Genomic DNA, 21581 nt, shown 5'->3' on the forward strand with positions numbered 1-21581 from the left:
TCTCCTTAGAACTCACTCGCCCCGGCCCAGCCGGGTCGTCAGCACGATCTTCCCGATCGCCTTGCGCGCGGCCACGACCTTCAACGCGTCGACGGCCTGTTCGAGCGGATACCGCGCCGTGATCGCCGGCCGGATCCGCCCTTGCGCCAGCCAGCCGACCAGCTCCTGGCGCAACTGCGCGTACCGCTGCGGCTCGGCGCGCGCGAACGCGCCATAGAACACGCCCACGATGCTGCAGCCCTTGAGCAGCGGCAGGTTCAGCGGCAGCTTCGGGATGCCCGCGGTGAACCCGATGACGAGGTAACGCCCACCCCAGGCCATGCCGCGCAGCGCGGGCTCGGCATAGTCGCCGCCGACCGGGTCGTACACCACGTCGACGCCGCGGCCGTCCGTCACCTTGCGTATCTCGTCCTTCAGGTTCTGGGGCGTGTAGAGGATCGTGTCGTCGGCGCCTCGCTCGCGGCACAGCGCCAGCTTCTCCTCGCTGGAGGCCGCGGCGATCACGCGAGCGCCCATCAGCTTGCCCAGCTCGATCGCCGACAGGCCCGTGCCGCCGGCCGCGCCCAGCACCAGCAGGGTCTCGCCGGGCCGCAGCCGCGCGCGGTCCTGCAGCGCGTAATGCGTGGTGCCGTAGGTGACGAGCAGCGAGGCCGCCACGTCCATCGCGACACCCGCCGGGATCGGCACCAGCCGGTCCGGCGTCGTCACCACCTCCTCCGCGTAGCCGCCCCAGCGGCACGCTGCGATGACCCGATCGCCCGGCGCGAAGCCGGACACGCCCTCGCCCACCGCTTTCACCGTGCCCGCCACCTCGCTGCCCGGCGAGAAGGGCAGCGGCGGCCTGATCTGGTACTTGTCCTCGATGATCAGCGTGTCGGGGAAGTTGACCGCGCTCGCGTGCACGTACACGACCACCTCGCCCGCGCTCGGCGAAAGCGGCGGCAGGTCCTCGACGACCAGCGTCTCGGGCGGGCCGTGGCGGCGCGCGAGGACGGCCCTCATCCCTTCACTTCGAGACCGGCCTTGGTCAGCAGCTGGCGCCAGATCGGCTTCTCGGCCTGGAAGGTCGCGGCGAACTGCTCGCTGGTGCTGCCCACCGGATCCATGCCGTAGTTGGCGATCTGGTCGTTGATCTCGGGCACCTTCATCGCGGCCACGTACTCGGCGCTCAGGCGCTGGACGATGGCCTGCGGCGTCTTGGCCGGAGCCACCACGCCGACCCACCCGGGGTTCATCTTGAAGATCGGCGCGCTCCAGCCCTGCTCGGCCAGCGTGGGCACGTTGGGCAGCGACTTGATGCGCTTGGTGCCGGACACGCCCAGCATGCGCAGCTTGCCGCTCTCGGCCATCGGCTTGGCGGTGGAGGGCGCGAAGAAAGCGAACTGCAGCTGGCCGCCCACCAGGTCCTGCATCAGCGGCGACTCGCCCTTGTAGGGCGAGTGCACCATCGCCGATCCGGTCGATTCGCTCACTTCCATCATCGCGACATGGCCGTAGTGGCCGATAGCGGTCGAGCCGTAGTTGAGCTTTCCCGCGTTGGCCTTCACGTACTTCAGGAACTCCTCGGCGGTGCGCACCGGAACCGACGCGTTGACGGTCAGCACCATCGGCACGGTGGCCAGCAAGCTGATGAAGGCGAAGTCGCTGCCGTCGTAAGAGACCGCATTGAGCATCGGCGTGGCGATGATGGTCGAGCTGGCGGTCGCGCCGATGGTGTAGCCGTCGGGCGGCGCCTTGGCCACCGCCGTCATGCCCACGGCCCCGCCGGCGCCCGCGCGGTTGTCGATGACGATGGTCTGGCCGAGCTTCTTTTCGACCTCCTTGCTCACGGTGCGCATCGTCAGGTCGGTCACGCCGCCGGGCGCGTACGGCAGGATGAAGCGGATGGGCTGCTTCGGGTAGTCGGACTGGGCCAGGGCGCGCGAGCCGAGGCCCAGCAGCGCGCCGCCGGCGGCCGCGTGGCCCAGCAGTTGCCGGCGGGTGTAGATGCGGGTGTCCATGCTGTCTCCTTCGGGGATGTGCGGATGCGGCTGCGACCGTACGTGCGGCAAGCCTGCGGGGCATGCTAGGAACGCCCCCCGCGGGGGCCATCGTCGGTTGCGACGAATTTCGAGCCGCCCGGCGGCACGATTTCGAGCCGCCCGGCGGCACGATTTCGGGCCGCCGGGGCGGCACGAAGCGTCAAGCCCGGCGGCCTGCGCCCGATTCGTCGTTTGCGACGATGTTCCTGCGGCACCCCGTTCCTAGCATCCCCTCCACGGTGGCGCAGCACGCGCCACGAGAGCAGGAGACAGAGCTTTGGACTTCGACATTCCCGAGGGCATCCGCAGCACGCTGCGCGAGATCGACGCCTTCGTCGAGCGTGAGCTGGCGCCGCTGGAGCGGGCCAACCCGCAGTTCTTCGACCACCGCCGCGAGCACGCGCGCACCGACTGGGAGCGCGGCGGCCTGCCCACGCGCGAGTTCGAGGACCTGGTGCTGGAGGCGCGCCGCCGCGCCGACCGCGCCGGCTTCCTGCGCCTGGGCCTGCCCAGATCGGTGGGCGGCCAGGAAGCCTCCAACCTCACGGTGGTCATCATCCGCGAGCACCTCTCGGCGCGCGGCATCGGCCTGCAGGGCAACCTGCACGACGAGTCGTCGGTCGTGCCGAGCATGCCGATGGTGCACCTCATGAATGCGTTCGGCACGCCCGAACAGAAGGCGAAGTACCTCGAAGGCCTGGTGACGGGCGAGCACAGCCTCGCGTTCGCGCTGACCGAACCCGACCATGGCAGCGACGCCACCTGGCTGGAGACCACCGCCGTGCGCGAAGGCGACCACTGGGTCATCAACGGCATGAAGCGGTTCAACAGCGGCACGCACAAGGCCACGGCCGACCTGGTGTTCGCGCGCACCTCCGGCAAGGCGGGCGACGCCGACGGCATCACGGCCTTCCTGGTGCCGATGGACGCGCCCGGGCTGGAAGTGCTGTACTACCACTACACCTTCAACATGCCGAGCGACCACGCCGAGGTGAAGCTGGCCGGCGTGCGCGTGCCGCACACCGCGATCGTGGGCCGCGAAGGCAAGGGCCTGGACGTGGCGCAGAACTTCGTGCACCAGAACCGCATCCGGCAGGCCGCGCAGAGCGCGGGCGTGGCGCGCTACTGCGTGCAGGAATCGGTGAAGTACGCGCGCGAGCGCAAGACGTTCGGCAAGGCGATCGCGCAGCACCAGGCCATCCAGTTCCCCATTGCCGAGATGCACGCGGAGGTGGAGATGGTGCGCAACTACGTCTTCAAGGTCGCCAACGAGTTGGACCGCAAGCCGATGGAATCGGTCAGCGACCAGGTGGCGATCGCGAACTTCCGCGCCAACCGCCTCGCCTGCAACGCGGCGGACATGGCGATCCAGGTGCACGGCGGCATCGGCTACACGCGCGGCAAGCCGTTCGAGCACTTCTACCGGCACTTCCGCCGCTACCGCATCACCGAGGGCTCCGACGAGGTGCAGATCCGCAAGATCGCCGCCTTCCTGTTCGGCTTCGCCGGTCCCGGCAAGCTGCCGAAGAAAGGCGTGGAGACATGAAGCCCGAAAGCAGGAAGGGCCCGCTGGCGGGCATCAAGGTGCTGGACCTCGCCTCGGTCATCATGGGACCGGTGGCGGCGCAGCACCTGGCGGACATGGGCGCCGACGTGATCAAGGTGGAGGCGCCCGAGGGCGACCTCACGCGATCGATCGGCCCGCGCAAGTCGGCCGACATGGGCGCGGTGTTCATCACCTGCAACCGCAACAAGCGCAGCATCGTGCTGGACCTCAAGCAGCCGCGTGCACGCGAGGTGCTGCATCGGCTGGTCGCCGGCAGCGACGTGCTGATCCACTCGGTGCGCACCGCTCCCGCGCGCAAGCTGGGGCTGGACTATGGCGAGCTGCGCAAGCTCAACGAACGCCTGGTCTACTGCCATGTCAAGGGCTATTCCGACGACGGCGCCTACGCCGGGCAGCCCGCCTTTGACGACACGATGCAGGCCGAGAGCGGCCTGGCGATGCTGCAGTCCGTCGTGGCCGGCGAGCCGCGCTACGTGCCATCCTCCATCGTCGACAAGATCTGCGCCATCCACGCTGCGTACGCGATCCTGCTGGCCCTGTTCGAGCGCGAGCACAGCGGCCAGGGCCAGGAGGTGGAACTGCCGATGTTCGAGACCATCACGGCGTTCAACCTCACCGAGCACCTGTGGGGCGAAGCGTTCCAGCCGCCGCTGGGCTCGATGGGCTACGACAGCGTGCGCCGCGGCGTGCGCAAGCCCTACCCGACCAAGGACGGCTACCTCGCGTTCCTGCCCTACTCGGACCTGCACTGGCACAAGTTCTTCCGGCTGGTCGGCCGGCCCGAGCTGGTCGACGACGAGCGCCTGTCGACCTTCCCGGCGCGCATGAAGAACTACGACCTGGTGTTCAGCTTCGTGCGCGAGACGCTGCGCGAGCGCACCACCGCCGAGTGGGTGAAGCTGTTCGGCGACCAGGACATCCCGATGGCCGCGGTCAACCAGATCGAGGACATGCTGGAGCACCCCCACCTCAAGAGCGTCGACTTCTGGCAGTCGATGGAACATCCCACCGAGGGCACCCTGCGCGTCGCTTCCAATCCGATCGGCCTGAAGCGCACGCCGCCTTCGATCCGGCGCCTCGCGCCGCGCCTGGGCGAGCACACGCGCGAGGTGCTGCGCGAGTACGAGTTCCGCGGCGACGAGGTCGACGGCCTGCTGGCCGAAGGCGTCGCGCGCCAGTGGCAGGCGGGGGCCACCGTTTGAGCGACCCGGCCTCCACGTTCTCCACGGGCGAGACGCTGCACGCGCGCGTCGAGGCGCTCGCGCGCCGGCGCCTGGGCGCCACCGGGCCGGTGACGGACCTGCAGACGCTCACGGCGGGCGCGAACAAGGGCACCTGGGCGTTCCGCGCGCCGGTGGACGACCGGCAGGCCTCGTTCATCCTGCAACGCCAGGCGCCCTCCGGCGCGCCCGATCCGGACGCGGGCCCCGACGACTGGGTGCCGCACCTGGACGGCACGCAGGAGTTCCAGGTGATGCTGGCCGCCGAAGCGGGCGACGTGCCGGTGCCGCACGTACGGCACATCCTGGAACCCGACGACGGGCTCGGTGAAGGCGCGGTGACCGAACGCATCGACGGCGAGACGATCCCCGCGCGCGTGCTGCGCCAGCCGGAACTGGAAGGTGCGCGCGTGCGCATGGCCGCGCAATGCGGACGCATCCTGGCCGGCATCCACCGCGTGCCCGTGGACCGGCTGCACTTCCTGCGCGAGTTCGACGCGCAGGCCACGCTCGACCTGTTCCAGCGCACGCTGGATGCGGTGGGCTTGCCGCTGCCGCCCCTCGAACTCGCGCTGCGCTGGGCGCGCGAGCGCATGCCGCGCGCGCCGCGGCGCAGCCTCGTGCACGGCGACTTCCGCACCGGCAACTTCATCGTCGGCCCGGAGGGCATCCGCGCGGTGCTCGACTGGGAGATCGCCCACGTCGGCGACCCGATGGAAGACCTGGGCTACCTGTGCATGCGCACCTGGCGCTTCGGCGGACCCGGCCCGGTGGGCGGCTTCGGCGCGCGCGAGGAACTGTTCGCGGCCTACGAGAAGGCTTCGGGTCTCACCGTCGATCCGCAGGAAGCGCGCTTCTGGGAAGTCGTGGGCGCGATGCGCTGGGCGCTGGGTTGCGTGCGGCGCGCGCACGCGTGGCGCCACCAGCGCGAACGCAAGCTTGAATTCGCCGCCGTCGGCCGGCGCATCGAGGAGCCGGTCTACGATCTGCTCAATGTGATCGAAGGGCGCGACTGACGCCCGCCAAGGAGACAGCCATGAACCGATTCCCCCTCACGCGCCGCCAGTGGCTGGCGCATGCCGGCGCCGCCGGCCTCGCCATTTCCGCCGGGCCGCGCGCCTTCGCGCAGTCCGACTGGCCGAAGCAGCCGATCCGGCTGATCGTGCCGTACGCGCCGGGCGGCGCGAACGACGTGACGCTGCGGCTGGTGAGCAAGCACGTGGCCGAGAAGATCGGCCAGCCCATCCTGGTGGACAACCGCCCCGGCGCGGGCGGGGTGGTGGGCACCAACGTCGTCGCCAAGGCGCCGCCGGACGGCTACACGGTCGGCGTGGGCGCCACGTCGACGCTGATCGCCACGCCGCTGACCAATCCGGAATCCACCGTCGACGTGCAGAAGGACCTGGTGTTCGTCTCGCTGCTGGCCGTCGCGCCCATGCTGCTGGCGGTCAACACGTCCGTCCCCGTCAACAGCGCGTCGGAGCTGCCGGCCTACCTCAGGGAACAGAAGGGCAAGCTGAGCTATGGGTCGATGGCCGTCGGCCACTTCGGCCACGTCGTCCTCAAGGACGTGAGCGACACCTTCGAGGCGGGCATGGTGCACGCGGCCTACAAGGGCGAGGCGCCGCTGCTGCAGGACCTGATCTCGGGCCAGATCCAGATGGCGCTGATCACGCCGCCCGCCGTGCGCGCCATGGCCGAAGCCAAGCGCGTCAAGCTGCTGGCCGTGTCCGGCACCAAGCGGATCAAGCTGTTCCCCAACGTGCCCACCTTCGCCGAGCAGGGCTTCAAGAACCCGCTCTACCAGATGAATGCGGGCTGGATCGGCATCATCGCGCCGGCGGGGACGCCGGCGGAAGCCGTCCGCCGGCTCGAAGCCGAGTTCTCCGCCGCCGTGAAGCACCCGGAAGTGAACGAGAAGATCAGCGAGATGGGCCTGGAACCGATCGGCGCGAACGCGCAGACCTTCGCCGAGACCTTCGCGCGCGAGCGGCCGGTCTGGCGCGAGCTGCTGAAGAAGGCGGGCGTGCAGGTCAGGGCGTGAGCAGCGCCTGGCGCAGGCGCTCGCGGCGCGGCGGCGTGAGGCCGCCCGCCCGCTCGAGGTAGGCGTCGACGCCGCCCTGCGCGTCGATCGCATCGAAGGCGGCCTGCAGGTACTCGGCCCGCACGCTGCCGAGCACGTGCAGGATCCCGGCGGGATAGCGGCCGCTGGCACGCGGCACCACCCGCTGGTTGGTCAACAGGTAGTCCTCCATGATCGCGGCGCGCTGCACGCCCAGCGCGGACAGCAGCATCGCCACCATGAAGCCGGTGCGGTCCTTGCCGTGCGCGCAATGCACCAGCAGCGGCCGGCCGGCGCGCGACAGCACGTGCTCGAACAGCATGGCCAGCTGCGCGTGCGCGTTCCGCGCGAAGCCCTCGTAGGCCTCCCGCATGAATCGGCGCGCGGCCTCCACTTCCAGGGACATGCCGGCGGCCGCGAGCGCGTCCAGCTTGCGCGCGACCGTCGGCTCGATCGGCAGCGAATGCACCGTGGCGCCCGGCAACGCGCAGGCGGGCTTGCCCGCGCGTTCGCCGGCGCCGCGCAGGTCGATCACGCAGACGTCGCGGCCGACGCGCGCGTGAAGCAGCTCGATGTCCCCGGCGTGCAGGTCGCCGAGCTGGCCCGAGCGCAGCAGGCACCCGGGCCGCACCGTGCGTCCGTCATGCGTCGGCAGCCCGCCCAGGTCGCGGAAGTTCGGCGCGCCGTGCAGCATCGCCGCTAGGCGGTCGGGGCCAGCCACTTCGGGTTGTTGATGCGCAGCGCGTCCTCGATCGACGCGCGCAGGTGCGCGAGCAGCGCCGTGTCGTCGACGGCGAATTCCCCCGCGCGGATGGCGCGCGCCAGCTCGGCATTGAGGTCCTCCAGCGTGCCCTCGCGCCGCAGCAGCGAGTGCAGGCGCTGCGCCTCCGCTTCGTTGGCGGACGGCAACTGGTGCAGCTCGCGCCGCACGGTCGACAGCACGCGCGAGACGATCTTCAGCTGGAACTGGTGGACGGGGCTCACCTGCGGGGAGATCTCGGTCTCGAGGTACTCCTGCACGATCGCGAGCAGGTCGGTCGCAACGGGGCGGCTGTTGGGCATGGCTTCTTTTCCTCAGGCCTTGGGCGGGTCGGGCCACTGGTACAGCGGGGGTTCCTTGGCGACGAAGCGACGCGCCGCCTCGCGGTGGAACTCGCTCTGCAGGCACAGCGCCTGGGCCAGCGCTTCCTGCGCATAGACTTCGCGCCGCTCGGACTCGAAGGCGTGGTTCATCACGTTCTTGGCGATGCCGAGGGCGGCGGTCGGCGCCGAATGGAACCGATGCGCGAACGCGAGCGCCGCCTGCAGCACGTCACCCTCGCAGAGCTGCTGCACGAGGCCGATGGAGAGCGCCTCGGACGCCTCGACCACGCGCGCGCTGAACACCAGGTCCTTGGCGCGCGCCAGGCCGATCGCCCGGGGCAGCAGGTACATGCCGCCCGCGTCGGGCACGAAGCCCAGCCGCGCGAACACGCTGCAGAAGCGCGCGCGCGGCGAGGCCAGGATGAAGTCCGCCGCGAGGGCCAGCGACAGGCCGGCGCCGAAGGCCACGCCGTCGACGGCCGCGATCACGGGTTTTTCCAGGTCCACGAGCTGGTCGAACCAGCGGTCCAGCCGCAGCAGGCGCTCGCGGCCGCCGAACACGCGGTCCTGGCCGGAGGGCGCCGGGGCCATCGCCTTGACGTCGCCGCCGGCGCAGAAATGGCCGCCCGCGCCGGTGAGCACGACGGCGCGCACCTCCGGGTCGTCGCGCACCTGCGCGATGGCCGAGGCGAATGCGTCCCGCAACGCCGGGGCGAGCGCATTGCGCTGCTCGGGGCGGTTCATGGTGAGCACGGCGGTCGCGCCGTGGCGTTCGATCAGGAGCACGTCCATGGCGCCAGTGTGTGCTCGCGCGACCCTCGCCGCTTCGTCGCAACCGACGATGCCTGCGGCACCGCGCCATCCCTACAGTGCCCGCATGATCCCGCAGACCGTCGAGGTGCCGCCGCAGCACCGGCTCAACGAGGCCGCCCTGGACCGGTTCCTCGCCGCGCACCTGCCCGAGTACGGCGGCGGGCTGCGGGTGCGGCAGTTTCCCGGTGGCTTCTCCAACCCTACCTACGCGCTTGCGGCGAACGACCGCGATGGGCGGCCTCGGCAGTACGTGCTGCGCAAGCGGCCCGCCGGCAAGCTGCTGCCGTCGGCGCACCGGGTGGACCGCGAGTTCCGCGTGCTGAGAGCGCTGCGTGAGTCGGATGTGCCGGTGCCGCAGGCGCGGGTCCTCTGTGAAGACCCCGATGTGCTGGGCACCAGCTTCTTCGTGATGGACCGGGTCGAGGGCCGGCTCTTGACCGACCCGGCGCTGCCCGGCTTCAGCCCCGGCGAGCGCAGCGCCATCTGGGACAGCCTGGTCGACGTGCTGGCACGGCTGCACGCGCAGGACGTCGAACGGCTCGGCCTGGCGAGCTACGGCAAGCCCGGCGACTACCTCGCGCGCCAGGTCGACCTGTGGACGCGCCAGTACCGAAGCGCGCAGACCGAGGCGCTCGAGGAGATGGAAGCGCTCGGCCAGTGGCTGGCGGCGCACCTGCCCGCGCACGGGCGCACGGCGATCGTCCACGGCGACTACCGGCTGAACAACGTGCTGATCCACCCGGGCGAGCCGCGGGTCGTCGCGGTGCTCGACTGGGAGCTGAGCACGCTGGGCGATCCGCTCTGCGATGTCGCCTACACCTGCCTGTGCTACCACATCGCCGAGCCGCCGGTGGGCTTCGGCGGGGCCGACCCGGTGTCGCTGGGCATCCCGTCCGAGCGCGAATTCATCGAGCGCTACGAACGAAGGGCCGGCGTGCCGGTGACCGACTGGCCCTTCCACATGGCGCTGCAGCTGTACAAGAGCGCCTCCCTCCTGCAGGGCGTGTACCGGCGGGCGCTGGAGGGCTCGGGGCCGAGCGCCGGCCTGTCGAAGAAGGCACAGGTCGCGCAGCGCGCCTGCATCGCGCTCGAGCTGGTGGCGCGCTAGACGCGTCGCGCGTGTTTTCGTCGTAACGGACGATGGCCCCGCCGCGCGGGCTGCGGATGATCGTCCGACCCTTTCCTTCCGCCCCATCCATGGACTTCGACATCCCCCGCGAACTGCAGGACCTCATCGCCACGATGGACGCCTTCATCCAGGCCGAGATCAAGCCGCTGGAGGCCGCCAACCCGCAGTTCTTCGACCACCGCCGCGAGCACGCCCGCACCAACTGGGACGCCGGCGGCGTGCCGACCGCCGAGTGGGAAGCGCTGCTCGGCGAGATGCGCCGCCGCGCCGACCGCGCGGGCTTCTACCGCTACGGCCTGCCCAAGCGGCTGGGCGGTCGCGACGGCAGCAACCTGGGCCAGGCCGTGCTGCGCGAGCACCTGGCCGGCAAGGGCATCGGCCTGCATGCGGACCTGCAGAGCGAGATCTCGGTGGTCGGCAGCATCTCGATGGCCGAGGTGTTCGACCGCTATGCCAACGAGCAGCAGAAGGCCGAATACCTGGAAGGCATCATCACCGGCGAGAAGCGCGTCGCCTTCGGCCTGACGGAACCCGACCACGGCAGCGACGCGACCTGGATGGAGACCACCGCCGTGCGCGAGGGCGACTTCTGGGTGATCAACGGCGCCAAGCGCTTCAACAGCGGCGTGCACACCGCCGCGGCCGACCTGGTGCTCGCGCGCACGGCCGGCAAGGCGGGAGACGCGCAGGGCATCACCGGCTTCATCGTCCCGATGAACACGCTCGGCGTGAACATCGAGTACTACCACTACACCTTCAACATGCCCACGGACCATGCGGAAGTGAGCTTGCGCAACGTGCGCGTGCCCCACTCGGCGATCCTGCACCGCGAGGGCGACGGCCTCATGCTCGCGCAGCACGTGGTGCACAAGAACCGCATCCGCCAGGCCGCGCAGAGCGTGGGCGCGGCCCGCTACTGCGTGCAGGAGTCGGTGAAGTACGCGCGCGAGCGCAAGACGTTCGGCAAGGCCATCGCGCAGCACCAGGCCATCCAGTTCCCGCTCGCCGAGATGCATGCCGAGGTCGAGATCGTCCGCAACTATGTCTTCAAGACCGCGTGGGAGATGGACCGCACGCCGCACGAGAAGATCAGCGACATGGTGGGCATCGCCAACTTCCGCGCCAACCGGCTCGCCTGCAAGGCGGCCGACCTGGCGATCCAGGTGCACGGGGGCATCGGCTACACGCGCGGCAAGCCCTTCGAGCACATGTACCGCCACCACCGCCGCTACCGCATCACCGAAGGTTCCGACGAGGTCCAGATCCGCAAGGTCGCGGGCTTCCTCTTCGGCATGGCGGGCCCCAACAAGATCAAGCGAAGCAAGGAGACGGAATGAACAGGAGACAGGCACTTCATCTCGCGGCCGCCGGTGCGCTGGCCGCGGCCTCCATGGGCGCGCTCGCGGCCGATCCCTTTCCCACGCCGGGCAAGCCGATCACGCTGGTGCTGCCTTCCGTCAGCGGCTCGGCGGGCGACCAGGTGCTGCGCATGCTGGGCGACAAGCTCAAGGACGAATGGAAGGTGCCCGTCGTCGTCGAGTCCAAGCCGGGCGCCAACGGCGCCATCGGCGCGCAGTTCGTGGCCAAGGCGCCGCCGGACGGCCACACCATGCTGCTCGGATTCAGCGCGCTGGTGCAGGCGCCGGCATTCGGCGTCAAGACGCCCTATGACCCGATGGCGGACTTCGTCCCGGTGGCGCGCCTGAACGACGTGCCGCTTGTGCTGCTGACCGGCGACCCGTCGATCACGAGCATGTCGGACTTCGTCGCCAGGGCGAAGCAGAACCCCGAGCAGTACAACTTCGGCAGCTACGGCCCGGCCACCACCGGGCACGTGTACTCCAGCCTGATCAACCAGAAGAACGGCCTGAACCTGGTGCACGTGCCGTTCAAGGGCACGCCGCCGCTGACCAATGCGCTGCTCGGCGGCCATGTCAAGACCGGCGTGAGCAACCTCGACAGCCTGCCGCACGTGAAGGCGGGCAAGCTGCGGGTGCTGGCCATCACCGGCACGAAGCGCTCCGCGCTGCTGCCCGAAGTGCCCACCTTCCAGGAACTCGGCTACGACATCACGGCCGGCGGCCGCTACTGGCTGCTGCTGCCCGCCGGCGTCGCGACCGATACGGTGGAGAAGATCCGCGAAGCCGTCCTGCGCGTGCTGCGCATGCCCGACATCCAGCAGAAGATGCTCGCCATCGGCCTGGAGCCGACCTCCGGCCAGCGCGAGGACGTCGCCGGCGACATGCGCAAGGAGATCGACTACTGGAAGCGCGTCGTGCAGGCGACGGGCATCAAGCCGGCGGAGTAAGCGCCCCTCAAGGAATTTCGACCCGCTTCAACCTGCCGCTGCGTTGAACGTCGAAGATGAAGGGTAGCGGCGTGCTTTCGATGGCAGCGAGGATGCGGTCATAGGCCTTGAAGAAGCACTGGGCCTTCTCGTACTTCTTCGCACTGCCACCCCACAGATAGAAGCAGCCCACGCCATGCTGCTTGATCGCCGACAGCTCGGACTCGAAGCCCACCGTGTGGAATTTCCTGTCGTGGCTGAAAACGATCCAGCCTCTTCTGCCGACCTCGGCCAGCCAGGCGTCGTCGGACTCCTCCGGATGGAACAGGGGCTCGTTGTGCGCTGAACCGGTGACGCCGAGCTTCGACTTCGGCATTGCGTGCCAGGCGACATCCATGTCCAGCCTGGCCAAGATCTCCGGCAGCCTGAGTCCTACGTTCTTGTCGAAGTACAGCTTTATTGCCACGCCTTGAGTTCGGAGAGGTCTATGCCCTCAAACTGCAAGGCTTGCTTCACTTCGGATTCCGGCAGCGAAAAGTCGTCCGCGATGTCGTCGATGGACTCGCCGGCTTGCCACCGCCCCTTGATCGCCCAAGTGGCGATTCCCTTGACCGCGGGCGCTCCGAAGGACACGCGCGGGTCGATCACGATTGGTGAGTCCGTCCCCGCAACATGCCAGCGAACGGCCAAGTCGTCCTCATACTCGAACTCAGTGAACCGGGTCTGGACGATTTCGGCCCAGGCGATCTGCCCGCCCTTGTTCACCTTGACCAGTTTGCTCCTCGACTCTCCCGCGACCAGGTTGTCCAGGGACATCCAGATGTCCTTGCCATCGGTCTTGAAGCGCCTTTCAGCAAACGGATACTCGGATTGCAGTTGGACGGCCAGGTATTCGCGCGCGTTCTTGATGTCCTGAAGCTTCACGCCCGTTCGCCGCATTGCGGCCACGAACGCGACCTCCACGAGCTGGAGATAGCTCAGTGACTCACCGCGCTCACGCTCTCCGATCGCCGGGGGAACACAGTCGCCGGCGGCCTGCCAGTTCCTGATCGTCTGCCCCGAGATATCGGCGTACCTCGCGGCGTCCGACACCCTGTACGCGGGCAGGAACAATCGGCGCCTCCACGGCGCGACTCCACGCTCAGCAACCAAGGTCGTCACGGCAACTATCCATCTCGGGGGGATACTAGCCGCGACTGTACATGCAATCAGTGCTTTGTGTTTCCCTCAAAGTCACGATCAGTGGAGATCAATTGGCCATGCGGTACCACGCCACATCGCGTTCGATCCAGCGCACGGCCTCGGCGCGCGCGATCAGCCAATTGAGGCAGGCGACGGTCTCTCCCGTCGCCATCCCCAGCAGGCTCGCGTCGCCCGGTTCGATCGTCCGGCGGAACAGCGCAACGAAGCAGTCCACCACCCGCCGCGGCTCGCGCAGCCGCTCGCGCAGCTTGTCCAGGGCTTCGTGCTGGCCGGTTTCGAGTTGCCGGAGCCGCGCGTGCAGGCCGCGGAAGCATTCGTTGTGCGCGGGCAGGACCAGGACGTCGTCCGGCACCCGCGACCGGAGCTTCTCGAGCGAGGCGAGCCAGTCCGCCATCGGATTCGCTCCCGGCTCCATCGGCTGCACCGACACGTTGGAGGAGATGCGCGGCAGCACCTGGTCGCCCGAGATCAGGAGGCGGCGTCCGGCGCAGTAGAGACACGCATGCTCGGGCGAGTGGCCGTTGCCCGTCACGACCTCCCATTCGTCATCGCCGATGCGGATGCGTTCGCCGTCGCGCAGCCGGCGGTAGCTGTCGGGCATCGGCTGGATGTAGCGGCCGAAGCGGCCGAAGCGCTGGCGGTAGGCGGCCAGCGCGGCATCGTCCCAGCCGGCCGCGCGGTAGAACGCCATCGCGTCGGGCGGCGGCTCACGGCCGGTGTCGGACGCGGTCACGCGGCAGGTCAGGTACTCCAGCCTCGACATCCACAGCTGCACGCCGAATCGGCGTGTGAACCAGCCGGCCATCCCGATGTGGTCGGGATGCATGTGCGTGACGATCACGCGGCGGAGGCGGCGCGCGAACGGCTCCTGCGCGAGCAACGCTTCCCACGCCGCGATGGTGGCTTCCGATCCCACGCCGGTGTCGACCAGCGTCCAGCCCTCCCCCTCCTCCAGGGCCCAGACGTTGATGTGCGCGAGCGGACCCGCCAAGGCCAGCCGGACCCACCACACGCCCGGCGCGACCGGAACAAAGCTGCCTTCTCCGGGCGTGGCCAGCGGATACGTCAGCAGGGGATTGCCGTCGCGGGCGCCCTGCGTCATGCCCTGGCCGCCAGCGCGTCGCGCTTGATCTTGCGCGCCAGCGACCACTTGTGCACCTCGCTCGGGCCGTCGTAGATGCGGAAGGCGCGCGTCTCGCGGAACACCTGCTCGACCACGCTGTCGCGGGCGACGCCCGAGCCGCCCATCACCTGCACGCAACGGTCGGCGATGCGGTACAGCGCCTCGGAAACGGCCACCTTGGCCATCGAGCTTTCCGTGCCCCCCGGCGAGCCCGCGTCCAGCACGCCGGCGCACCACTCGATCATCAGCTCGCACTGCTGCAGCTCGATCGCGTTCTCGGCCATCATGAAGCCCACGCCTTCGTGGTCGATGAGCAGCTTGCCGAAGGCCTTGCGGGTGGTGGCGTACTCCGTCGCGATCTCCTGCGCGCGCGTTGCCGAGCCCAGCCAGCGCATGCAGTGCGACAGACGCGCCGGCGCGAGCCGCACCTGCGCGTAGCGGAAGCCTTCGTCCACTTCGCCGAGCACGTGCTCGTCCCCCAGGCGCAGGCCGTCCAGCAGCACCTGCGCATGCCCACCGGGCATGGAGCTGTCGATGGTGTCGATCACCCGTTCGAGGCGGACGGCGGGGTCCGGCAGGTCCACCAGGAACATCGTGGCCTTGCCTTCGTCCGCGCCGCCGGTGCGGGCCATGACGATGCCGACCGAAGCGCCCTCCGCGCCGGTGATGAACATCTTGCGGCCGGAGATCCGCCAGCCGGAGCCCTCGCGCACCGCGGTGGTCTGCAGCATCGAAGGATCGGAACCCGCACCCTGCTCGGCCGCCGGCTCGGTCATGAAGAAGGCCGAGCGCGCCTCGCCGCGCACCAACGGCGCGAGGAAGCGGTCCTTCTGCCAGGGCGTGCCGATCCTGCCGAGCAGGAACATGTTGCCTTCGTCGGGCGCCATGGTGTTCACCGCCACGGGGCCGAGCGGCGAAAGGCCGCTGCGCCGCAGCACCACGGCGGTCTCGCGCTGGGTCAGGTGGCTGCCGTCGGACAGGATGTGCGGGGTCAGCACGCCGGCGTCGCGCGCTTTCGCGCGCAACTCGCCAACCAGCTCGGCGGACGGGCCGTGCGGCCCGCAACGAGCGTCCCGCTCGTAGGGGAACACCACGTCGCGCACGAAGGTTTCGACGCGGGCCGCGATCTCGCGGCTGCGTTCGGTGGGAGCGGAGGGGGTCATCGCATCAGGCCTCGGAGGTCGCGAGCCCGGCCAGCTCGCAGGCCATGCGGGCGCGGCGCGCCACATGGTGCTTGCGCCGGAGCCCGGCGGCCGAACCGGTGCCGTCCAGCGCCCGCTTGTACGCGCCCTGCGCGTTGGCGGCGAGCTTGAACAGGTTGACCGCCATGTAGAAGCGCCAGTGCGGGACCTGGTCGATGCCGCGCACCTGGCAGTAGCGCCGCACCTGCTCGTCCTCGTCGGGGATGCCGAGCGCGCGGTAGTCCGCGCCTTCCAGGCCGATCGGCCCTTCGTGGATGTGGTAGACGAGGCAGGTGTACGCCAGGTCGCAGAACGGGTCGCCCAGCGTGCTCAGCTCCCAGTCGAGCACGGCGACGATGCGCGGCTCCCGGGGGTGCACGATCAGGTTGCCGAGCCGGTAGTCGCCGTGCATCACGCACGCGGGCTGCGCGGGCGGCAGGTTCGCCTTCAGCCAGGCGGCGAGTTGCTCCATCTCCGGAAGGTCGTCGGTCTGCGAGGCGCGGTACTGGCGCGACCACCGGTCGACGAAACGCGCCAGGAAATCGCCCGGCCTGCCGTAGTCGGCCAGCCCGACTTCCCCCGGTTCCACCGCGTGCAGCCGCGCGAGCGTGTCGATCATGGCCCCGTACACGGCCCGGCGCTCCGCGGGCGGGCAGCCCGGCATGGCCGGGTCGCCGAAGATGCGCCCGGGCACGTGGTCCATTACGAAGAAGCTTTGGCCGAGCACGGCCTCGTCCTCGCAGAGGAAGTGCGTGGCCGGCACCGGCACGCCGCTGCCCTGCAGGGCCCGGATGACGCGGAACTCGCGGTCGACCTGGTGCGCGGAAGGCAGCAGGTTCCCCGCCGGACGCTTGCGCATCACCAAGTCGCGCCGGCCGCCGTTGGCCATGCGCGCGTTCAACGCGTAGGTGGGGTTGGAGAACCCGCCCGGGAACTGCCGCACCTGCAGCTCACCGGCGTAGCCCGGCAGGTGAGCGGACAGGTAGCGGTCCAGCGCCGCTTCGTCGATGCGGTTCTGCGGCAGGACGTCGATGGTCTCGTTGATCATGTGTTGCCGAAGAAGTCCCGTTTCAGGCGTGCCGCCAGAAGACGATGCGCCGCTGCAGCAGGCGGACCAGCAGGCCCGCGCCCGCGCCCATCGCGCACAGCACGATGATGGCCGCGAACATCATCGAGACGTCCAGCTCGAGCGAGCGCGCCTTGATGACGAAGCCCAGGCCTTGCGTCGCGGCGATGAACTCGGAGACCACCACGCCGATCAGGCTGAAGACGACCGCCACCTGCAGCGCGCCGAAAAGGAAGGGTGCCGCCGCCGGCAGGCGCACGTGCCACAAGGTGCGCAGGGGCGAGGCGGAGCAGGCGCGGAACAGGTCCAGGTGCGCGCGGTCCGCCGATCGCAGGCCCGCCACGGCCGCCAGGAAAGCCGGGAAGAAAGCGAGCAGCGCCGCCGTGAAGATCTTGGACGCGATCCCGAAGCCGAGGTAGGCGACGATCAGCGGCGCCAGAGCAACCTTCGGGATCGACTGCATCGCGGTGACCACGGGCAGCAGGAACATCTCGAGCACCGGCACCAGCACCACCATGCTGCCGGCGGCGACGCCGAGCGCCACGCCCAGGGCCAGCCCGGCGAGCGCCGCGCGTGCGGTGGCCGCGATGTGCGGATGCAGCGTTCCGTCGACCAGCCCGGCCCTGAGGGCGCCGGCCACGTCCAGCGGCGACGGGAGCACCGACTTCTCGAACCCGCCGGGCAGCGTGAGCCACCACCACAGCGTGACGAGCACGGCCAGCGTCACCAGCGACGCGGCGAAGGTCTTGGCCGCGTCCTTCATGCGGTGGCCTCCACCAAAGCTTCCTCGCGCTGCCAGAACACGATGCGCCGGCGCACCGCGCGCAGCGTTGCGCTGGCCGACACGCCGATAGCGGCGAGCACCGCCACCGCGCCGAACACCGTCGCCATGTCGAGCGTGGTCGAGGCCGACTGGATGCGCACGCCGAGCCCGCGCTCGCCGGCCACCAGTTCCATCACGACGGCGGCGAGCAAGGCGAACACGACGGACACCTCGAGCCCGACGAACACCTGCGGCGCCGCCGACGGCAGCCGGACCGACCACAGGATGCGCAGCGGGCCCGCTCCGCTCGCGCGGTAGAGGTCGATCAGGGCGGCATCGACGGAGCGGAAGCCGATGAAGCTGTTGACGAACACCGGGTAGATGCAGGCGAGCGCCACCAGCGCCACGCTGCTGCGCATGCCGAAGCCGATCCAGATGTAGATGAGCGGGGCAAGCGCGACCTTCGGGATCGACTGGAACGCCATCACGGGCACCACCAGCAGCCGCTCGATCGGCCGCGACAGGGCCATGGCCGCGGCCAGCACGAACGCGACCCCGGCACCGATCGCGTAACCGACGGCCGCGGCAGACACCGTCGCCCAGGCATCGAGCAGGATCTCGCCCGAGCGCAGTCCGGCCCACAGGCCCTGCAGCGTCAGCCAGGGATCGGGCAGCAGCATCGCCGGCGCGCCGAGCACGCGGGTAGCGAGCAGCCAGGCGAGCAGCACGGCGGCGATCGTGATGAAAGGCGCGGCGGCACGCAGGCCGCCATGCGCGGCAATGCGGCTCTTCATGCCGCTTCCATCCCGGCGAACACCTCGCGCAGCTGCGTGGAGAGTTCCGCGAACCGCGGGCTGGCCATGGTCTGGATGGTGCGCGGGCGCGGCAGGTCGATCTCCAGCGTCTGCAGCACGCGGCCGGGCCGCGGCGACATCACGACCACGCGGTCGGACAGGAACACCGCCTCGGGGATCGAATGCGTGATGAACAGCACCGTCTTCTGGGTGGCCGCCCAGATCTTCTGCAGCTCCACCATCATCGATTCGCGCGTCATCGCGTCCAGCGCCGCGAACGGCTCGTCCATCAGCAGCAGGGCCGGGTCGTGCACCAGCGCACGCACGATGCCGACCCGCTGCTGCATGCCGCCCGAGAGCTCCTGCGGGTAGTGCGACGCGAAGTTCTCCAGCTTGACCATGCGCAGCAGCTTGGCGGCGCGCTCGCGAGCCGCCGCGACGTCGCCGCGCATCGAGCGCACCGGCACCAGCACGTTCTCCAGCACCGTCTTCCACGGCAGCAGCGTCGGCTGCTGGAAGACGATGCCCACTTCCGGGCTCGGCCGGTCGATCGCGCGGCCCGACAGTTCGATGCGGCCGCCGCTCGGCCGCAGCAGGCCCGAGGCCAGCTTCAGCAGCGTCGACTTCCCGCAGCCGGAGGGACCGAGTACCGAGACGAACGCGCCGGGAGCCACGTCGAACGACAGGCGCTGCAGCGCCGGCACGGGCCCGCGGCTGGACTCATAGACGAGGTCGAGGTCCCGGATCGCGAGCGATGCCGAGTGCGGCGCATTCGCCGCCGGCGCCGCCAGCGCGATCTCGGCCTCGACGGCGCCCGTGGGGGCCGCGGCGCCCTGCGCTCGCACTGCCTCCTTCATGGCGCCTGCCTCAGCGGGCAGCGCGCTGCACCACCAGCGCGTCGAACTTGTTGAACTCCGGGACGAACTGGTTGGTGACGATCTCGCCCGGCGGCACGGTCGCGCCGGGCGGCACGGTGCCGCCCTGCTCCAGCACCTTCACGTAGGTGTCGATCACCGCGGGATCGAAGGCGCCCCATTGCGGGTTGCGCTTGAGCGCGTAGTCGATCGCCGCGTAGTTCGCCTCCAGCACCGCCACCGCGCCCTTGACCCACTCGGCCTCCTTGTCGGGCGTGGGCTTGCTCGTCGGGTCGAAGCGCCAGTAGGCGCGCACGCACTTCTCGCGCGCGGCGGCGCACGCCACCGACGACTTGGCGATCGCGCGGCCCATGCCGGCGACGAGCTGCGGGCGCTCCTTGATCGTGTCCACGTGGGCCATCATCCCGGACGAGAAGATGGGACGCAGGTTCTCCGAGTGCGGGATGCGCCGGATCGGCACGCCGCCCAGCACCATGCGGGCGTCCTCGCTGAACCAGAGGTTGAGCGCGTCGACCTTGCCTTCCTGCAACTGCTTCCAGGCGGCCGGGCCGCTGCCGACGGGCACCAGGGTCACGTCGTTCGGAACGGCCAGGCCCGCCTGCTTGAACTGCGCGCGCGTCAGCATGATGTTGCCTGCCGCCATGCTCACCACGCCGACCTTCTTGCCCTTGAAGTCGGGGATCGACTTGATCGGGCTGTCCGGCAGCACGGCGAAGTCGTAGGTCGTCGAGGCCAGGTAGCTGTAGACGTAGCGCACCGGCAGCGGCGTCTTCTTGGCGACGTTGGCGATCAGCAGCGACGGCTCGCCCAGACCGAAAAGCACCGACTTGTTCGCCACCTGCGGCACGACGACCGCGGTGCCGCCGGTGAACCCGGTGAGCTGCAGGTCGATGCCTTCCTCGGCGAAGTAGCCCAGCTCCTTGCCGTACAGCATGTCCGAATACTGGGCCCCGACACTCGTCGGGATGGCCAGGACGACCTTCTCGTTCGCCACTGCGGGCAGTTGCAGGCCGAGCAGCAGAGCGGCCGCGAGGATGTATCGCTTCATGGGGTGTCTCCGTGGGATCGTGGTTTCAGCGGGAAGCGGCCTGCGCCGCGGCGAGGTGGGGGCCGAGTTCGTTCTTGGCGATCGCGTTGCGGTGCACTTCATCCGGCCCGTCGGCGATGCGCAGCGTGCGCGCGCTCGCCAGGAACTTGGCGAACGGGAAGTCCTGGGACAGGCCGGCGCCGCCGTGCGCCTGCATGGCCCAGTCGATGACCTGCTGCGCCATGCTCGGGGCGACCACCTTGATCATCGCGATGTCGTTCTTCGCCACCTTGTTTCCGTGGTTGTCCATCTTCCAGGCGGCGCGCAGCGTGAGCAGGCGCGCCATGTCGATGCGGCAGCGCGCCTCCGCGATGCGTTCCTGCGTCACCGTCTGCGCCGACAGGGGCTTGCCGAAGGCCACACGGCTCACCACGCGCTTGCACATGAGTTCGAGGCAGCGCTCGGCCAGTCCGACCAGCCGCATGCAGTGGTGGATGCGCCCGGGGCCCAGGCGGCCCTGCGCGATCTCGAAGCCGCGGCCTTCGCCCAGCAGGATGTTCGACGCGGGAACCCGCACGTTCTCGAACACGATCTCCATGTGCCCGTGCGGCGCGTCGCTGAACCCGAGCAGCTCCAGGTGGCGCAGCACCTTGATGCCGGGCGTGTCGGCGGGCACGAGCACCATGCTCTGCTGCGCGTGCTTGGGCGCCTCGGGGTTGGTCTTGCCCATCACGATGTACACGGCGCAGCGCGGGTTGCCCGCGCCCGACGTCCACCACTTGCGGCCGTTGATCACGTACTCGTCGCCCACGCGCTCGATGCGGGTGCAGATGTTGGTCGCGTCGCTGGAGGCGACTTCCGGCTCCGTCATCGCGAACGCGGAGCGGATCGCGCCGTCCATCAGGGGCTTGAGCCAGCGCTCCTTCTGCTCCGCCGATCCGTACAGCGCCAGCGTCTCCATGTTGCCGGTGTCCGGCGCCGAGCAGTTGAAGACCTCGCTGCAGTGCGAGACCTTGCCCATCTCCTCCGCGAGCGGCGCGTATTCGAGGTTGGTGAGACCGGCGCCCATCACCCCCGACTTCTCGCTCGTGTGCAGCGGCAGGAACAGGTTCCACAGTCCCGCCTCGCGCGCCTTCGGCTTCAGGTCCTCGATGAGCTTCGAGGGCGTCCAGAGCTTCCCTGCTTCCGCATTCGCGCGGTTCTCCTGGTAGAACTCCTTCTCGGACGGGTAGATGTGCCGGTCCATGAACGCGCGCACGCGCTCCCGCAGTTCCAGGGTCTTGGGGGAATGGCTGAAGTCCATCGGGTGTGCTCAGGTCGGTGGCGGCCACAGGGCCGGATGCGCGGTCACTCTAGGCAGCGGCCCG

22 protein-coding genes are annotated in these 21581 nt (G+C 69.8%); 7 read left to right on the forward strand and 15 right to left on the reverse strand.

Going from position 1 to position 21581, the window contains the following annotated elements:
- Positions 1-12 precede the first annotated feature (12 nt).
- Together EZ313_RS15840 and EZ313_RS15845 are read right to left on the reverse strand one after the other, a co-directional pair.
- Complete coding sequence (locus EZ313_RS15840) at positions 13-1002, reverse strand: NADPH:quinone oxidoreductase family protein (RefSeq protein WP_135264243.1); 990 nt, start codon at positions 1000-1002, stop codon at positions 13-15.
- Positions 999-2000 carry a Bug family tripartite tricarboxylate transporter substrate binding protein gene (locus EZ313_RS15845; RefSeq protein WP_135264244.1) on the reverse strand — a complete coding sequence of 334 codons (1002 nt, stop codon included), beginning with the start codon at positions 1998-2000 and terminating at the stop codon, positions 999-1001. The genes EZ313_RS15840 and EZ313_RS15845 overlap by 4 nt, the downstream gene beginning before the upstream one ends.
- A 298-nt stretch (positions 2001-2298) precedes the next feature.
- Between EZ313_RS15845 and EZ313_RS15850 the strand changes: the two genes are divergently transcribed.
- Genes EZ313_RS15850 through EZ313_RS15865 form a run of 4 tightly spaced genes read left to right on the forward strand, consistent with a single transcriptional unit; the run spans position 2299 to position 6852 of the window.
- Positions 2299-3567, forward strand: a complete 1269-nt coding sequence (locus EZ313_RS15850) for an acyl-CoA dehydrogenase family protein (RefSeq protein WP_135264245.1) — start codon at positions 2299-2301, stop codon at positions 3565-3567.
- The gene (locus tag EZ313_RS15855; RefSeq protein ID WP_135264246.1) at positions 3564-4790 is read left to right on the forward strand and encodes a CaiB/BaiF CoA transferase family protein; all 1227 of its coding nucleotides are present in this window, start codon (positions 3564-3566) and stop codon (positions 4788-4790) included. The genes EZ313_RS15850 and EZ313_RS15855 overlap by 4 nt, the downstream gene beginning before the upstream one ends.
- Complete coding sequence (locus tag EZ313_RS15860) at positions 4787-5824, forward strand: phosphotransferase family protein (protein WP_167772604.1); 1038 nt, start codon at positions 4787-4789, stop codon at positions 5822-5824. The genes EZ313_RS15855 and EZ313_RS15860 overlap by 4 nt, the downstream gene beginning before the upstream one ends.
- A 20-nt stretch (positions 5825-5844) precedes the next feature.
- Positions 5845-6852: a Bug family tripartite tricarboxylate transporter substrate binding protein gene (locus tag EZ313_RS15865; RefSeq protein ID WP_135264248.1), complete on the forward strand. Its 1008-nt coding sequence runs from the start codon at positions 5845-5847 to the stop codon at positions 6850-6852.
- Here the strand turns inward: EZ313_RS15865 and EZ313_RS15870 are convergent.
- From EZ313_RS15870 to EZ313_RS15880, 3 genes are read right to left on the reverse strand one after another with little or no spacing between them, the layout of a single operon-like run.
- Positions 6842-7591 carry a tyrosine-protein phosphatase gene (locus EZ313_RS15870; protein WP_135264249.1) on the reverse strand — a complete coding sequence of 250 codons (750 nt, stop codon included), beginning with the start codon at positions 7589-7591 and terminating at the stop codon, positions 6842-6844. The two genes, EZ313_RS15865 and EZ313_RS15870, sit on opposite strands and share 11 nt — an antisense overlap.
- Positions 7570-7932, reverse strand: a complete 363-nt coding sequence (locus EZ313_RS15875) for a DUF6285 domain-containing protein (protein WP_135264250.1) — start codon at positions 7930-7932, stop codon at positions 7570-7572. The genes EZ313_RS15870 and EZ313_RS15875 overlap by 22 nt, the downstream gene beginning before the upstream one ends.
- 12 nt (positions 7933-7944) lie before the next feature.
- Positions 7945-8745 (reverse strand): enoyl-CoA hydratase/isomerase family protein, encoded by an 801-nt coding sequence (locus EZ313_RS15880; RefSeq protein ID WP_135264251.1) that lies wholly within the window; start codon positions 8743-8745, stop codon positions 7945-7947.
- An 85-nt stretch (positions 8746-8830) separates the two neighbouring features.
- Between EZ313_RS15880 and EZ313_RS15885 the strand changes: the two genes are divergently transcribed.
- The 3 genes from EZ313_RS15885 to EZ313_RS15895 all read left to right on the forward strand — a co-directional run bounded on the left by EZ313_RS15885 (position 8831) and on the right by EZ313_RS15895 (position 12203).
- Entirely contained in the window at positions 8831-9874 is a 1044-nt protein-coding gene (locus EZ313_RS15885; RefSeq protein WP_167772605.1) for a phosphotransferase family protein, read from the forward strand.
- An 89-nt stretch (positions 9875-9963) separates the two neighbouring features.
- Positions 9964-11232 carry an acyl-CoA dehydrogenase family protein gene (locus tag EZ313_RS15890; RefSeq protein ID WP_135264253.1) on the forward strand — a complete coding sequence of 423 codons (1269 nt, stop codon included), beginning with the start codon at positions 9964-9966 and terminating at the stop codon, positions 11230-11232.
- Positions 11229-12203 (forward strand): Bug family tripartite tricarboxylate transporter substrate binding protein, encoded by a 975-nt coding sequence (locus EZ313_RS15895; protein WP_135264254.1) that lies wholly within the window; start codon positions 11229-11231, stop codon positions 12201-12203. Before EZ313_RS15890 ends, EZ313_RS15895 begins: the two co-directional genes overlap by 4 nt.
- A 7-nt stretch (positions 12204-12210) precedes the next feature.
- On the opposite strand, the gene EZ313_RS15900 is transcribed toward EZ313_RS15895, so the two are convergent.
- The 10 genes from EZ313_RS15900 to EZ313_RS15945 form a co-directional block, all read right to left on the reverse strand.
- Positions 12211-12648 (reverse strand): PIN-like domain-containing protein, encoded by a 438-nt coding sequence (locus EZ313_RS15900; protein WP_167772606.1) that lies wholly within the window; start codon positions 12646-12648, stop codon positions 12211-12213.
- On the reverse strand, positions 12639-13295 hold the full coding sequence (locus tag EZ313_RS15905; protein WP_135264256.1) for a DUF433 domain-containing protein: 657 nt from the start codon (positions 13293-13295) through the stop codon (positions 12639-12641). The genes EZ313_RS15900 and EZ313_RS15905 overlap by 10 nt, the downstream gene beginning before the upstream one ends.
- 136 nt (positions 13296-13431) lie before the next feature.
- Positions 13432-14487 carry an MBL fold metallo-hydrolase gene (locus EZ313_RS15910; RefSeq protein ID WP_135264257.1) on the reverse strand — a complete coding sequence of 352 codons (1056 nt, stop codon included), beginning with the start codon at positions 14485-14487 and terminating at the stop codon, positions 13432-13434.
- Positions 14484-15671, reverse strand: coding sequence for an acyl-CoA dehydrogenase family protein (locus EZ313_RS15915; protein WP_135264258.1), 1188 nt, complete (start codon positions 15669-15671; stop codon positions 14484-14486). Before EZ313_RS15915 ends, EZ313_RS15910 begins: the two co-directional genes overlap by 4 nt.
- Before the next feature lie 4 nt (positions 15672-15675).
- Positions 15676-16737 carry a phosphotransferase family protein gene (locus tag EZ313_RS15920; protein WP_135264259.1) on the reverse strand — a complete coding sequence of 354 codons (1062 nt, stop codon included), beginning with the start codon at positions 16735-16737 and terminating at the stop codon, positions 15676-15678.
- Between the two features lie 22 nt (positions 16738-16759).
- Positions 16760-17518: an ABC transporter permease gene (locus tag EZ313_RS15925; protein ID WP_135264260.1), complete on the reverse strand. Its 759-nt coding sequence runs from the start codon at positions 17516-17518 to the stop codon at positions 16760-16762.
- On the reverse strand, positions 17515-18312 hold the full coding sequence (locus EZ313_RS15930) for an ABC transporter permease (RefSeq protein ID WP_135264261.1): 798 nt from the start codon (positions 18310-18312) through the stop codon (positions 17515-17517). Before EZ313_RS15930 ends, EZ313_RS15925 begins: the two co-directional genes overlap by 4 nt.
- Positions 18309-19169: an ABC transporter ATP-binding protein gene (locus tag EZ313_RS15935; RefSeq protein WP_135264262.1), complete on the reverse strand. Its 861-nt coding sequence runs from the start codon at positions 19167-19169 to the stop codon at positions 18309-18311. The genes EZ313_RS15930 and EZ313_RS15935 overlap by 4 nt, the downstream gene beginning before the upstream one ends.
- Before the next feature lie 10 nt (positions 19170-19179).
- Positions 19180-20235 carry an ABC transporter substrate-binding protein gene (locus EZ313_RS15940; protein WP_167772607.1) on the reverse strand — a complete coding sequence of 352 codons (1056 nt, stop codon included), beginning with the start codon at positions 20233-20235 and terminating at the stop codon, positions 19180-19182.
- A gap of 25 nt (positions 20236-20260) precedes the next feature.
- A complete protein-coding gene (locus tag EZ313_RS15945) occupies positions 20261-21517 on the reverse strand; it encodes an acyl-CoA dehydrogenase family protein (protein ID WP_135264264.1) in 1257 nt (418 codons plus the stop codon).
- Positions 21518-21581 lie beyond the last annotated feature (64 nt).

The organism is Ramlibacter henchirensis, from assembly GCF_004682015.1.
GTDB classification, from domain to species: domain Bacteria; phylum Pseudomonadota; class Gammaproteobacteria; order Burkholderiales; family Burkholderiaceae_C; genus Ramlibacter; species Ramlibacter henchirensis.